Origin of the sequence: Humibacter sp., from assembly GCF_035547335.1 — a bacterium.
Classification (GTDB): Bacteria; Actinomycetota; Actinomycetes; order Actinomycetales; family Microbacteriaceae; genus Humibacter.
Genome location: NZ_DASZVF010000051.1, coordinates 1 through 12,829, shown reverse-complemented (window position 1 = coordinate 12,829; position 12,829 = coordinate 1). Strand labels below are relative to the sequence as shown.

The window sequence follows — 12,829 nt, the reverse complement described above, 5'->3', positions numbered from 1 at the left end:
GCACCCTACCCGGTGGCGGCCGCCTCCTCCGGCGCCGGCTCTCCCCGCGATCCTCTCCCGGGCGCCCTGTCCCTCGGCACCCCGCCCCCCGTCCGCCCTCTGCCGGGCGCCGGATCCCCGGCCGCCCTCTCCGCGACGTCGGCCATCCTTTCCACCCGGCAGAAATCAGGACCACGGCGGACTCGGCCGCAATATACGCGCGAGCCGCCGCTCATCCTGAATTGCGCGGGGTGGCCCCCGGCAAGTGCAGCGGGATCAGCTCTTCGGCGACACCGCGGAGTCGTGCGGGTCGGCCGTGCGCGGAACGGTGACCGCCGCGACGTTCGTGATCGACTCGGTGCCGGCATCCAGATAGCCGTACGTCGAGATGTGGTCGAGGTACCGCTGCGCGAACTCGTCGGCGTTCGTGAACTTGGCCCACGCGCTCGACAGCGGGTTGTCGTTCCAGCTCGAATGCAGGATGGGCGCATGCCCCGTGACGGGGAGCTCGTGCTTGTGCGGGTCGCCGTCCACGGCGAGCGGGATGGCGCCGAACGCGGGCGAACGAGGGTCGATGCGCGAGATGCGTCCCCACTGCGCCTCGGTGTCGCCCGTCGCCTCACCGGCGTAGACGTGCTTGGCGTGCAACCGCCTGGCGGACCCGATGCCCTGCTCGATTCCCGCCGAGCCGAGCATGACGAACGAGTACACCTTGAGGTCGGCCGCGGCGAGCGCATCCGCCGACGTGGTCGTGCCGTACGAGTGGGCGACGATGTTCAGCGTCACCGACGCCGGCGCCTTCGTGCCCCGCGTCGCCCAGAACCCGTCGACGGATTCGATGAGGTTTCTGGCGCCGATGTGCGCGTACTGACCGAGAGCGGCGTCGATGCCGGGCGGCGGAGTCACATAGCCGATCCACGCCACGACGGCCAGCGTCGCGCCTGCGCGTGCGACTTTCTTCTGCGCGTCGTAGAGGTTCTGTGCTCCCTGCGCCCACAACTGCATGTCGTCGGTGTACGTGCCCATCCCGGGAACCGTGAACGACACGATGCCGGCGGTGTCGAGCTTTCCGATCGCGATGGCGGCGAGCGGTTTCGCGGCGTTGGTGAGGTCCACCAGGTACCGGTGCGGGGCGTGCGGTCTGAGCGCGGCCTCGATGGCGGCCAGGCAGCGCAGTTTCTGGGCGGCTGCGGCATCCGACGGATGCTTCGCCGCCTTCTGCCTGGCGGCCGCGAGGAGCCTGCGCAGCCTCAGCCGATTCGCGATGTCTCGAGAGAGGTAGTCGGCGCCCTCCAGCTGCCCGATCACCGACGGATACTTTCTCGCCGCATCGTGCCTGTCTCGCACCGAGTACGTGCGCCACATGGATGCGATTGCTTTCGGATGCAGGTTGAGCACCCCGATCTCGGCGCCCGGGTGCGCCTTCAGGTAGGCGTCCTGCTTGTGGTACGACATGACGTCGACGAACGCATAGCGGGATGCCGCTGCGGGGCTCTGGTCGAGCGGCGCGACGGTGATGGCGACGGAGGCGATGACGACGAGCGCGATGACCGACGCCACACGGCCCCACCGCATCGAATCTCCCCCGAATGTCCGCTGCGGCGCACGCCGCCACCACGGATGCGGTGCGCCTCCCCGAGCACCCCGCTGTCGTCCACGCTAACAGCAGTCGGACGCCGAACGCAGTCGGCGAGTGCACCGAGCGGGTCGGGTGACCGGGCCGGTCGGGTGCACCGGGGCGCGGAGGCTCAGCTCGCGGTCGGATGCGACGCATGCCCGCGGCGGGCTTCACGATCGAAGATGCCGAGGATGTCGGCCGGACCGCCCTCGGCGCCGACCGCGTGCGGGATCATGGTCGGGAACTCGGCCGCCTGATCCGCTTCGACGAGATATCTGCTGTTGCCGAGGTGCAACGACACTCTCCCGGAGAGCACGACGAACCACTCCCTGCCCGGATGCGCTCGCAGCGCGGCCGTGCCCTCCGGAATGGGATCGGCGATCCTTCTGCGGATCACCGACAGGCGCGGATCGGCGCGCACCGGCCAGCGCAGCAGGCGACCGCCTTCTTCGCGAGCCGGCCGGATGACCACGTCGTCGGCATCCGTCTCGACGAGCTGGTCCATCGTCGTGTCCAGGGCATGTGCGAGTGTCACCAGCTGATCGAGCGCCAGCCTGCGCTGGCCGTTCTCGATCCTGCTCAACGTGGCCGCGCTGAGGTGCGACCGCGAAGCGAGCTCCTCGAGCGACCAGCCCTGCGCAACCCGCAGCGCACGCACGCGCTTGCGCACCAGGGCGTCGAGCCGATCATCTCCTTGCTCCATGAGCAAAATGGTATGCGGTGCGCGAATCCTCTGCCTACGGTTGTCGATCATCCGCGCCTGACAAGGGCGTGAAAGCGAGAAGGGGCAGAAGCACATGACAGATCGACCGGCGAACGAGTTGTCCGATCGAGCGTCGGAAGGCGACGTCGACGTGGTCGTGATCGGCGGAGGGGCGGCGGGGCTCAGCGGGGCTCTGATGCTCGCCCGTTCTCGTCGTTCCGTGGTGGTCGTCGACGACGGGATGCCGCGCAACGCGCCGGCCGCTGGCGTGCACGGCCTGCTCGGCCGCGAGGGCACACCGCCTGGCGAGCTACTGCGCACGGGGCGCGAGGAGGTCCGCAGTTACGGCGGTGTGGTGGTGACGGGAACCGTGCGCTCGGCGGATCCGCTGGATGTAGCATCCAATGACCACCCCAGGGCCGCGCGCTTCGCGGTGCGGCTGACGGACGGCCGTGAGCTTCGGGCCCGTCGTCTGCTGGTCGCCACCGGGGTGCGCGATCTGCTGCCCGACGTTCCGGGACTGGCGGAGAACTGGGGACGCGGCGTCGTGCATTGCCCGTACTGCCACGGCTGGGAGGTGCGAGACCAGCCGATCGGCATCATCGCGACGGGTGAGCATTCTGTGCACCAGGCGCTGCTGTTCCGCCAGCTGACCGACGACCTGATCTACTTCGCGCGTGGCACGGCGCTGAGCGAGGATGCCAGAGCCCGGCTGGATGCCCGCGGCGTCGGGATCGTCGAGCACGGGATGGCCGCCGTCGAGTCCGGCGCCGGCGGCATCACCGGTGTCCGTCTGTCGGACGGCCGATTCGTGCCACGCGCCGCCGTCGCCGTGGCGAGCACGATGGAGCCGCGCCTGGACGGCCTCGACGGGCTGGGCCTGCCGACCGAAGAGCTGCCCACAGGCGGCCGACGCGTCATCACGGGCATGGCGGGCACGACGGCGGTGGCCGGCGTGTGGGTAGCGGGGAACACGACGGATCCCGGTGCTCAGGTGGGCCCCGCAGCCGCCGGCGGAGCGCTGGCCGGCGCCCATATCAATGCCGACCTCGTCTCCGAGGAGGCTGACCGCGCGGTGCGGCTGACCGCGCGGTGAAGCTGGCCGCGCCGTAAGGCTGACCGCGCCGTGAGGCCGCCCGGCCGATGCGACCGACCACACGTTGGGGCTGGCGCTGCCGCGAGGCTGACCGCGCCATGACTGAGCGGGGTGAGGCCGCCGCAGCCGGACGGGCATGGCGTACGAGTTGCCGCTTCGCCGAGTGCCACGTCGGACGTGCGGCGTAGGGTGGCGATTGTCGGCGCGTTCGGGTCGAGCATCCGTAGGCCGCCGTCGATCCGCAGCGTCGTTTCGCCAGCATTCCGAGGAGCCAGTGTGTCCGAGCCCAGCTCGCCGATCGCCTACACCGCGTTGGAGAAGGGTGCCGTCGTCACGACCGCGAACGGCGAGCGCCTCGGCACCGTGGAGCACGTGCTTCAGGACGCCTCGCTCGACCTGTTCGACGGGCTCGCCGTGCACACGGCCCACGGCCTGCGGTTCGTGGACGCCGCCCAGGTGACATCCATCACGACCGCGGGCGTCGCAACGTCGATCCAGGAGTCGGACGTGACAGCGCTCCCCGCGCCGGATGGCGACGCCGTTCTGGATGCCGACCCCGAGCAGTACCAGGGCGAGGGCCTCACCGCCTGGTGGGGTCGCACGTTCCGGCGCTCCCACTGGCTACGCGAGAAGGAGTGACGTCATGACCGACATCGCAGGCATCGACACCGAGGTGCCACCGAGCGGCACCGGCTGCGAGGACTGCGAGCAGAACGGAGGCTGGTGGTTCCACCTCAGGCGATGCGCAGAGTGCGGCCACGTCGGCTGCTGCGACTCCTCGCCTGCCCAGCACGCCACCGCCCACTTCCGCAGCACCGGGCACCGCTACATGCAGAGCTTCGAACCCGGCGAGGACTGGTACTGGGATTACCAGACGCAGAGCATGGCGTCCGGTCCGGCGCTCGCCGACCCGTCGAGCCATCCCGTCTCCCAGCCCGCTCCCGGTCCTGAAGGCCGCGTGCCGCAGGACTGGCAAGCGCACCTGCACAGGTGAAGCGGCCTCGACCCGATCTCGCCCGGTTATTCACGGTGCTGGATGCGCTCGCGCGGCCGGGAGCGGGCGGGGCGTCGGATGACGCGGAGTTCCTCTACGACCCGGGCACGGCATCCGGGGCGCTGCGGCGGCGCAACCTCGAGCACTACCTGAACCTGATGGGCGAGGTCGGCCCGCGCGTGCTGCTGCTCGCCGAGGCCCCCGGATACCGCGGCATGTCGGTGAGCGGCGTGCCGTTCACGAGCGCGAGGGAGCTCGCGGCCCGGCCTGGCCCCATCACAGGTCGCGACGAGGGCGACGGATTCGAGATGCCGGAGCATCCGGATGCCGCGTGGGAAGCGTCGTCCGGCATCGTCTGGCGGGCGCTCGCGTCGTGGCGCGGCCCGCTGCCGCTGCTCTGGGGGGTGTACCCGAACCATCCGTTCGTGCACGGCAACCGGCTCAGCAACCGGGCGCCGCGTCCGGCGGAGGTGCGGGCGGGCACTCCCGTCGCGCTGGTGCTGGCCGAGACGTTCGGGATCGAGACGATCGCCGCGGTCGGGCGCAAGGCTCAGGGCGCGATGGCGAGCGTCGGCGTCGAAGCGCCGGCGCTGAGGCATCCGGCACAGGGCGGCGCGCTCATCTTCGCAGCCCAGCTGCGCGAGTTGGACGAGCGGATGCTTGCCGCCGAGCCGGCGGGACTCGCGCCGTGACCCACGCTCAGCCGGACCACGGCGCGGACGGCGCCTTGAGCTCTGCCCTCTGCCCCTGCGGAAGCGGCGCGACGTTCGACGCGTGCTGCGGACCGTTCCTCGACGGGAGCGCGGTGGCGCCGACCGCCGAGCGCCTCATGAGGTCGCGGTATTCGGCGTTCGCGGTCGGCAACGCGGCGTACCTGCTGTCGACATGGCATCCGTCGACGCGCCCTGAGGAGCTTCGGCTCCACGCGGAGGTCGAGTGGCGCAGGCTCGAGATCCTGGATGCCGTCGCCGGTGGACCGGACGACGGCAGAGGTGAGGTGGAGTTCAGGGCGTTCGGGCGCATCCTGCCGGCGCCCGGCCGGGCACGCGACGGCGGCGTGCTGCACGAACGCAGCCGCTTCGTCCGCGAATCGGGCCGGTGGCTCTACCTCGACGGCGACGTGAGCGCCTGACGCTTCGCCGCGGTCGCAAGTCGCACACGCGCCGCTTCGCTCCGCGGACACGACGTCGTTTCACGTTCTGTCTCACGCTCGCCCGATCCGCCCCGGGGCGTTTCACTGGCAGAGAATGCGGACGGCACTCGAATCGATCGCGTTCTCTGCGAGCGAGACGCGATCTGGGCAGGTGTGGGAACGGCGGCGCGCGCACCGACCTGGCTGTCCGAACGATCGCGCGGGCACCTACCCAAGGTGCGGACCGAGCGCGCGGGCCGCGCTCGGTCCGAGGACGGACACGGACCGACTCCGTTTCGCTGGCAGAAAATGCGGATGCCGCGGACGCTGATGACATTTCCTGCGAGTCAGACGCGATCTGGGCTGGCGCACGGACGGCACCGCGCGCCGAGAACCGAGGCGCGCAGGCTGAACGCGCGGGCGCGCACCCAGGCCGGACGCGCGGGGTCACGCACACGTCGAACGCGCCGCCCCGATGGTCTCGTCGGCGCACACGACGAGTTCCGTTTCACTGGCAGAAAATGCGGATGCCGCCGACGCTGACGACATTTTCTGCGAGTGAGACACGATCTGGGCCCTACGCGTACGGCATCGAGTGCCGGCGGAGGCCGTGCGGGGCGAGGCTCGCTGTGTCGAGTGTGCGCGCGGACCGCGGGTGGCGCGCGCACCGTGCGCGTCGGGACCGCACGGATCGCGGCAGGTGCGGCACGGGCACGATCGGTGCCCGTGCCGCACCCGTCACTCCGCGAGGATCAGGTAGAGCGCCTTGCGCAGCTCGTCGATCTTCTCGGCGGCCTGCGCGCGCTGCTCGTCGGTGGCCGCGAAGCGGTACTGCTGCACCACTCCCATCAGCTTGCCGATGGCCTCGTGGAGCACGGCCCCCGAAGCGCTGAGACCTGGTGCAGCCTGCCAGGCCGCGTCGAGCTCGGACTGGTGGTCGGCCACGTAGGCCTTGCCGGCATCCGTCAGCACGTACTCCGTGCGGCGGCCGTCTCCGGTGGCCTCGACGAGCTCCTCGTCGACCAGCTGCTGAAGCGTCGGGTACACCGAGCCCGGGCTCGGCTTCCACAGGCCGTCGGTCTTCTCGGCGATCGCCTTGATCAGCGCATAGCCGTTCTTGGCTCCGTCGGAGAGCAGGCTCAGGATGGCGGCACGGATGTCTCCACGCGACGCCCGCTTGCGCCCGCGACCTCCGAAGGCGGCCAGCATGGCCGGGTCGAAGCCGCGCGGATCGAACGACGGACCGAAGCCGCGCCGCCCGTAGCCGAACGGGCGTGGGCCGAAGCCCGGCTCGCGTCCGTCCTCGTGTTCGAACCCCGCGCCCGAGCCGTGCTGGTCGTGCCCGTGCTCGCCTCCGTGATGGTGCCGGTGCGGGCCGTGGCCGCAGTGCTCCTGGTAGGCGGGATGTTGGTGGTGGCGACGGTACTCGTCGCCGGGGAAGTTGTCGCTTCTCATGGCGAATCTCCTATCGTTGACTATCTAAGACGCGTCAACGATATATCGCTCAGAAGTATTCCGCAAGCACCGGTGAGCAAGCAGCGGTGAGGTGAGAGCGGAGCCGCAACGATGTGAGCACGAGTTGCGGGGTACAGGCCGAGCAGAGACCGTCCGTACCGGCCCAGACCGAATGCCGAGCGCGCCGGTCGAGCGCGCGGGGCGTGGGCAGTCGCCGTGAGTGCCGCCGATCCGTCGGGCGGCAACGCGATAGTTCTCGCCACTGCGGCAGCCCGTGTCAGGCGCTCTACTCCTTGGCCCACGCGGCCACTCGCGCCGCGCTCTCCTCGAAGGAGAGGTCTTCCACACGTGTCATGACCGCCCAGCGCACGCCGAACGGGTCGAGGATCGAGGAGTAGCGATCGCCCGTCACGAACGTGGCCGGCTGCTCGCGCACCGTGGCACCCGCGGATGCGGCGGCATCCGTCACCGCGTCGCAGTCGCTCACGTAGATCGCCAGGCTGAACGGCCGGCGCTCCGGGTCGTCGAGGGCGACGAGCCCGATGGACTCGAGCGGGTCGCTCAGCGTGATCATGCCGTTGCCGAAGTCGAGCACCGCGTGCGCGACGCCGTCGCCGCCGGGAAAGCGCGTGACGTCGAGCACTCGCGCTCCGAAGACGTCGCGATAGAAGTCGAGTGCGGCCGCGGCGCCGTTCACGACGATGTGCGGCGTGATGGACGTGGACCCGTGCGGCACGCCGTTCGTCGTGTGCTCGCCGTTCGCTGCCGTGGGCTTCTGCGTAGTGGTGTTGTCGGACATGCATCCGACGCTAGGCGGCGCTGTCTGCGGCGTCTTGTACTTTTGCGACAGCCCCGCCCGCGACGCCAACCGGAGTCGGTACCCATGACGAACAGTCCGCCCGGATCCCAGGGCCACCTCAATCCCGGCGACCCACGCGTGAGCTTCGAGCGGTTCGCACTGGGGCCTGAGCTGGATGCGCTCGTACGCCACGTGTGGATCGTGCGATGGTCCGTGCCAGGGGGCGAGGAGGCGACCCAACGGGTGCTGTCCTATCCAGCATTCAACGCGGTGCTCGAGACGTCGTCGCACGAGGATGGGCCGCCGGTCTCGCTCGCGCTGTTTCCCCCGACCGCGCGTGTGTCGATCCGACGGCTGCGCGGTCACGGTGAGGCCGTCGGCGTGTTGCTCCGCCCGTGCGCGGGCCGCCTGCTCCTCGAGGGCAGCGGCCTCGGCGCCGGTGACGTCCCGCCGAGTGGACATCCTTTGACGGATGCTCCCACGCGAGGCCTCCGACAGGCGCTCGGCTCCGGCGTCTCCGCCCGCGTGGCCGACGTGTTGAACGCTTGGCTGGCTCCGCTCGCGCAGCGGGTCGACGAGCGCGACAGGCTGGTGAACGAGACGTGTCGGCTGGCCGAGGAGGACGCATCCCTCGATCGCGCTTCGGACCTCGCCGAGCGGGTGGGCGTCGCGCCGCGCACGCTAGAGCGCACTTTGCGCGAGTACCTCGGGCTCAGTCCGAAATGGCTGATCGAGTGCCGCCGTCTGCAGGCCGCCGCGACCACGCTCTACGTCGAGCCGGATGCGGAGCTCAGCCGGCTTGCCGTCGAGCTCGGCTACGTCGACTATGCGCACTTCTCCCGTCGCTATCGCGCCGTGCTCGGCGAGACGCCCAACGCGACGAGAAACGCAGGGCGCGAAGCAGCCCGCCGGCGCGCGACGAGCTCAGCGTGACTTCCGCCGTCATCGCTGCAGCTCAGCGAGGATGGCAGCGAGGCGGCGCTGCCGGGTCTCGTCGGTCTTTGCCGAGGTCACCGCGAGCACGTGCCGCTTCTGGTTGCTGGGCGACAGCGCGGCGAAGGCCGCTGCGGCATCCGGATGCTCGTCCAACAGCGCCCGCAGCTCCTGCGGCACCTCCACTGTGCGGGGAGCATCATCGTGCTCCACCGTCACGGTGAGCAGTTGTCCTGCCGCGACCCCGGCGCGCGAGCGGATGTCGGCACTCACCGGGATCTTCGCGACGCCCTTCATGCGCGCGATCGTGCTCGGGTAGGTGACCGACCCGATGGTGACAGTGACAGGGATACGCCCACCGCCGCCCAGGGCCTCGACCACGTCTTCTGGCACCGCGATGCCGGTGGCCGTCGCACCGTCCAGTGACAGTTCCGCGTCGAATGTCGCCATCGTTCCTCCTCGCACGCCTCGGATCGCCGCGCCAGGTCGAGCCCGCATCATGCGACACGCACGCTGGCCGCGCGGCGACCGTTTCCGCTCTGGGCCAGTGTGCCCGAGAACGGCGCGCAACGGTACACCGGAGCCCGTCCCACGCTCGAGGGTCACCCGGGCAGGAGCGCGCGAACCGTCTCCCTGATCGCCGGGATGTCGACCTCCTCGGCGAGCCGCGACTCGTCGGGGATCTCCTCGTCGAGGTCGTCGAGCGCGAACAGCGCTCTCGGCAGCTCGGGGAAGCTGGTCGCGCCGATGAGCCGGCCTGCCAGTGCGTTCGCCTCCGCGGTCGGGAGCGTGATGCGATCGGCGAGGTAGGCACCGAGAAGCTCGATGGCCGTACCGAAGAACGCGTCGTACAAGCCGGCCGCCGCCTCGGGCAGACGGCTCGCCTCGGAGATGCACAGCCGGCAGGTCTGCGCGACCATCGACCAGCGCAGCAGCTGCCGGAAGCGTCCGCAGTAGCGCGCGACGGCCTCCGTGGGGTCGTCGGCGTAGTGCTCCGGCGAGCCGATGCGCGCGGCGAAGAGCTCTCGGATGCGCTCGGTGATGGCGAGGAACAGCACATCCTTGGTCGGGAAGTGAGCGTAGAGCGACCGCTTCGAGGTCTGCGCCTCGGCGGCGACGGCATCCATCGACGTGCGCTCGAATCCGGATTCGAGGAACACGGTCTTCGCGGCGTCGAGGATGTGCTCGCGCAGCTCGGCGCCCCGTCGTGCCATGGTTGCCGCCTTTCAAAGTAAACGGTACAGTCGAGTTTACTTATTCACCCTCTTATCGATGGGAACTCTTCCATGATCGTCGTCACAGCACCCACAGGCCGCATCGGGAGCAAACTCGTGCCGCTTCTGCTCGACTCAGGCGAGCCGGTGCGCATCGTCACCCGCGATCCCGCCAAGCTCTCACAGGAGGCCAGGGATCGCGCCGAGTTCGTCGTCGGATCGCACCGCGATCGCGACATCGTCGACCCCGCCTTCGACGGCGCGGACGCCGTCTTCTGGCTGATGCCGGCGTCGCCGACGGCGGTCAGCCCCTATGAGGCGTACGTGGCAGCGAGCATCCCGGCGGCGGACGCCGTCGTGCGGCACGATGTGCAGCGGGTCGTGACCGTCTCCGCGCTGGGGCGCGAGACCGGGCTGTATGCCGGCCACATCTCGGCCTCGTGGGCCATGGATGACCTCTTCCGCAGCACGGGCGCACACGTCAGGGCCCTCACGATGCCCTCGTTCATGGACAACTTCCTCCGCCAGGTGCCGTCGATCGCGCAGGGTGCGGTCAGCGGAACGCTCCCTGCCGACCTCGCGATGCCCTGGGTGGCGACCGCCGACATCGCGAGCGTCGCCGCCCGACTGCTGCTCGACCACGGGTGGGAGGGGCAGGACAGCGTCGCCGTGCTGGGACCAGAGGATCTCTCCATGAACGACATCGCGGGCATCCTGAGCGAGGTGGTCGGCACGCAGGTGCGATACGAGCCAGGCGATCGCACTGCCACCAAGCAGTACCTGGTGGCCAACGGCTTCTCCGAGGCCATGGCTCAGGGGCTGATCGACATGGAGATCGCGGGCGAGCGCGGGATCAACAACGGCGTCCGGCGCACACCGGAGAACAGCACGCCGACGAGCTTCCGCACCTTCGCCGAGCAGGCGATCGTGCCCGCGATCGGCGCCCTGCAGGCGTGACGGGCCGCCGCCATCCACTGCCGGTTGAGCCCGCCGGAACCCCGACCGTCGGTTGAGCCTGTCGAAACCACGCACCGCCGGTTGAGCCTGTCGAAACCACACCGCCGGTTGAGTCTGTCGAAACCACACCGCCGCTCGAGCCCGTCGAAACCGCCCATACCGCGGCCCGCGTCGCCGCCTAACCGAGCAGCGTGGCGGCTTTTGCGTCGAGGAAGTCGACGTGCAGGTGATTGCAGGTGTCGTCGATCTGTTTGAAGTGACGGAGGGACAGGCCGGACCGGCAGCCCACCTGCCCCACCGTCGCATCCTCGGGAACGACGGCGTCGAGGTCTTCGATGAGCTTGACGGAGTCGGAGTCGCCGCCGGTCAGCGCGTGACCGTTCAGACGGAAGAAGTCGACGGCGTGCCCACCGCCATCCGTGTAGTGCGCGGATGCCGTTCCTGCGCCCTCGATCTGCCCCGTGCAGTGCCGGTTGATGTCGCTCACGCCCACGGTGTTGAACTGGGTGAGCGCGAACGCGATGGTCTGCAGCACCCGATAGTCGATTCCGCAGCCTTGGACGGCCTCGCCGGCCGCCAGGTATCGGATCTCGAAGATGTGGTCGGGGGTGCTTCCGGTGAGCCGCCCCTGGGCGACGGCGGTCATGAGCTGCTGCGCGAGGGCCTGCACCTCAGGAGCCACCACGGTGCCTGTCGTCGAGTCCAGGGCGGTGGAGATGGTGTGCGCGGCGAAGTCATCCCGATCGAGCGCTCCGGTCTGCACGGCGCCCACGGCGAGGGTCTGGGTCTCGCCGGTCGTCGGGTCGACCCACGTGGGAGTCTCGAACTGCGCGTAGGCGGGAACGGCCGTCGTGGCGACGAGGCCGATCGCGGCCAGCATGATCGTGGCCTTGGAAATCAACCGGGTGAGCGGCGAGCGGCGGCGCACTGTCTGGTCCGTGCCGCGAACTCGCTTGGGCTTGACGGCCGGCCTCGCCACCGCGTGGGATTCGACACGAGATGCAGGGCGCCTGTCGTGCCTGGCGCTCAGCGGGCGCGTCACGGCGGCCGCGGGCTTCCTGCTCGCGCGTCGCCTGGTCGGCGCCGGAGCGTCGGCCGTGCTCGGCGTGTCCGCTCTGCGGGTCTCCGGTGCCGGCGTTGCCGGCAGCACGACGGGCACGGGCGCCGAGTCGGTGGACCTCGCCAGCTCATCGGGACGCAGACGCAGGCGCCCTGTCTGAGTCGACGCGTCGACGGCACCCGATCGGTGCAAGCGGGTGGGGTCCTGCGCACGCCGTGAGTCGTCGAGGCGGGTGTCGCGCTCACGAACGTCGGACTGTGTGGCCTGATGCGCGTGTGCGTCAGAGAGCCCCAGGAGCGCGGCGAACGGGTCGGGCTCGTAGTGGGTGGGCCCGGCGGCCGGCAGTAGCGGAGTGGTGGAACCCTGCGACTGCGCCTGCTCGAACTGCGACTGCGCCTGCTCGAACTCGCGGCGTTCGCGACGGCTCGTGAAGGTGCGATTCCGGCTGGACGCCTGCCCGCCTTCCGCCGATTCCGGCGTGCTCGACCGTGGGCCTGACCCGGGCACGAGTCGAGCGGGAAGGTTGGCTTCTGTCACAGGGCGGAGTCTTCGGGGGTGGCGAGGCGGGGCGCGCCGTGAGGCTCACGACACGATGGGCGCAGTGCGTCGGGGGCACAGCGCTGTCCATGTTATCCACCTGTTATCTGGATGTCACCTGGTCGTAGATCTTCGTGACGCGTCGTGTCACCGTGACGCGCCCGTCGATGGGGCGCGCTACCGTACCTCACCCCTCTTTTCTCGAGTCTCATTGTCGTGAGTGTCGGACCGGAAAACCTGGCCCATTCATACCGACGCGGATGCCCGCCCGAGATCGACAGCGACCGCTAGTTCTTTTCGTGCGGTCAGACCTTCCGTGCGGTCAGCCCTTTCGTGCGGGCAGCTCTTTCGC

The 12,829-nt window shown here is 70.0% G+C and carries 14 protein-coding genes; 7 read left to right on the top strand and 7 right to left on the bottom strand.

The genetic code is table 11. The annotated features are described in order from the left end of the window. Nucleotides 1-255: 255 nt before the first annotated feature. The gene (locus VHB92_RS10720) at nt 256-1,554 is read right to left on the bottom strand and encodes an alpha/beta hydrolase (protein WP_325453741.1); all 1,299 of its coding nucleotides are present in this window, start codon (nt 1,552-1,554) and stop codon (nt 256-258) included. A gap of 173 nt (nt 1,555-1,727) precedes the next feature. Further along, complete coding sequence (locus VHB92_RS10715; protein ID WP_325453740.1) at nt 1,728-2,300, bottom strand: helix-turn-helix transcriptional regulator; 573 nt, start codon at nt 2,298-2,300, stop codon at nt 1,728-1,730. Between the two features lie 94 nt (nt 2,301-2,394). On the opposite strand from VHB92_RS10715, the gene VHB92_RS10710 reads away from it, so the two are divergent. From VHB92_RS10710 to VHB92_RS10690, 5 genes are all read left to right on the top strand, one after another. Next, nucleotides 2,395-3,396 (top strand): NAD(P)/FAD-dependent oxidoreductase, encoded by a 1,002-nt coding sequence (locus VHB92_RS10710; protein WP_325453739.1) that lies wholly within the window; start codon nt 2,395-2,397, stop codon nt 3,394-3,396. A 276-nt stretch (nt 3,397-3,672) separates the two neighbouring features. After that, nucleotides 3,673-4,035 (top strand): hypothetical protein, encoded by a 363-nt coding sequence (locus tag VHB92_RS10705; RefSeq protein WP_325453738.1) that lies wholly within the window; start codon nt 3,673-3,675, stop codon nt 4,033-4,035. 4 nt (nt 4,036-4,039) lie between these two features. Continuing rightward, complete coding sequence (locus VHB92_RS10700; protein ID WP_325453737.1) at nt 4,040-4,390, top strand: UBP-type zinc finger domain-containing protein; 351 nt, start codon at nt 4,040-4,042, stop codon at nt 4,388-4,390. Further along, nucleotides 4,387-5,082: a uracil-DNA glycosylase gene (locus VHB92_RS10695; RefSeq protein WP_325453736.1), complete on the top strand. Its 696-nt coding sequence runs from the start codon at nt 4,387-4,389 to the stop codon at nt 5,080-5,082. Before VHB92_RS10700 ends, VHB92_RS10695 begins: the two co-directional genes overlap by 4 nt. Next, complete coding sequence (locus VHB92_RS10690) at nt 5,079-5,522, top strand: YchJ family protein (RefSeq protein ID WP_325453735.1); 444 nt, start codon at nt 5,079-5,081, stop codon at nt 5,520-5,522. The genes VHB92_RS10695 and VHB92_RS10690 overlap by 4 nt, the downstream gene beginning before the upstream one ends. Before the next feature lie 738 nt (nt 5,523-6,260). Here the strand turns inward: VHB92_RS10690 and VHB92_RS10685 are convergent. Both VHB92_RS10685 and VHB92_RS10680 read right to left on the bottom strand, forming a co-directional pair. Further along, on the bottom strand, nt 6,261-6,977 hold the full coding sequence (locus VHB92_RS10685) for a PadR family transcriptional regulator (RefSeq protein ID WP_325453734.1): 717 nt from the start codon (nt 6,975-6,977) through the stop codon (nt 6,261-6,263). 286 nt (nt 6,978-7,263) lie between these two features. Beyond that, complete coding sequence (locus VHB92_RS10680) at nt 7,264-7,776, bottom strand: VOC family protein (protein WP_325453733.1); 513 nt, start codon at nt 7,774-7,776, stop codon at nt 7,264-7,266. Between the two features lie 84 nt (nt 7,777-7,860). On the opposite strand from VHB92_RS10680, the gene VHB92_RS10675 reads away from it, so the two are divergent. Next, entirely contained in the window at nt 7,861-8,709 is an 849-nt protein-coding gene (locus VHB92_RS10675; protein WP_325453732.1) for a helix-turn-helix domain-containing protein, read from the top strand. Nucleotides 8,710-8,718: 9 nt separating this feature from the next. Here VHB92_RS10675 and VHB92_RS10670 read toward each other — a convergent pair whose 3' ends face one another. Together VHB92_RS10670 and VHB92_RS10665 are read right to left on the bottom strand one after the other, a co-directional pair. Then, entirely contained in the window at nt 8,719-9,159 is a 441-nt protein-coding gene (locus VHB92_RS10670) for a YdeI/OmpD-associated family protein (RefSeq protein ID WP_325453731.1), read from the bottom strand. Nucleotides 9,160-9,311: 152 nt separating this feature from the next. Then, complete coding sequence (locus VHB92_RS10665; RefSeq protein WP_325453730.1) at nt 9,312-9,923, bottom strand: helix-turn-helix domain-containing protein; 612 nt, start codon at nt 9,921-9,923, stop codon at nt 9,312-9,314. Between the two features lie 72 nt (nt 9,924-9,995). On the opposite strand from VHB92_RS10665, the gene VHB92_RS10660 reads away from it, so the two are divergent. Continuing rightward, the gene (locus tag VHB92_RS10660) at nt 9,996-10,880 is read left to right on the top strand and encodes an NmrA family NAD(P)-binding protein (protein WP_325453729.1); all 885 of its coding nucleotides are present in this window, start codon (nt 9,996-9,998) and stop codon (nt 10,878-10,880) included. A 178-nt stretch (nt 10,881-11,058) separates the two neighbouring features. Here VHB92_RS10660 and VHB92_RS10655 read toward each other — a convergent pair whose 3' ends face one another. Further along, nucleotides 11,059-12,477 carry a hypothetical protein gene (locus VHB92_RS10655; RefSeq protein ID WP_325453728.1) on the bottom strand — a complete coding sequence of 473 codons (1,419 nt, stop codon included), beginning with the start codon at nt 12,475-12,477 and terminating at the stop codon, nt 11,059-11,061. Nucleotides 12,478-12,829: the final 352 nt, after the last annotated feature.

Bases quoted from the DNA above. Each gene is read 5' to 3' on its own strand.
- VHB92_RS10685 (WP_325453734.1), bottom strand. From the start codon at position 6,977: ATGAGAAGCGACAACTTCCCCGGCGACGAGTACCGTCGCCACCACCAA.
- VHB92_RS10710 (WP_325453739.1), top strand. From the start codon at position 2,395: ATGACAGATCGACCGGCGAACGAGTTGTCCGATCGAGCGTCGGAAGGC.
- VHB92_RS10660 (WP_325453729.1), top strand. From the start codon at position 9,996: ATGATCGTCGTCACAGCACCCACAGGCCGCATCGGGAGCAAACTCGTG.
- VHB92_RS10670 (WP_325453731.1), bottom strand. From the start codon at position 9,159: ATGGCGACATTCGACGCGGAACTGTCACTGGACGGTGCGACGGCCACC.
- VHB92_RS10720 (WP_325453741.1), bottom strand. From the start codon at position 1,554: ATGCGGTGGGGCCGTGTGGCGTCGGTCATCGCGCTCGTCGTCATCGCC.
- VHB92_RS10680 (WP_325453733.1), bottom strand. From the start codon at position 7,776: ATGTCCGACAACACCACTACGCAGAAGCCCACGGCAGCGAACGGCGAG.
- VHB92_RS10700 (WP_325453737.1), top strand. From the start codon at position 4,040: ATGACCGACATCGCAGGCATCGACACCGAGGTGCCACCGAGCGGCACC.
- VHB92_RS10675 (WP_325453732.1), top strand. From the start codon at position 7,861: ATGACGAACAGTCCGCCCGGATCCCAGGGCCACCTCAATCCCGGCGAC.
- VHB92_RS10715 (WP_325453740.1), bottom strand. From the start codon at position 2,300: ATGGAGCAAGGAGATGATCGGCTCGACGCCCTGGTGCGCAAGCGCGTG.
- VHB92_RS10665 (WP_325453730.1), bottom strand. From the start codon at position 9,923: ATGGCACGACGGGGCGCCGAGCTGCGCGAGCACATCCTCGACGCCGCG.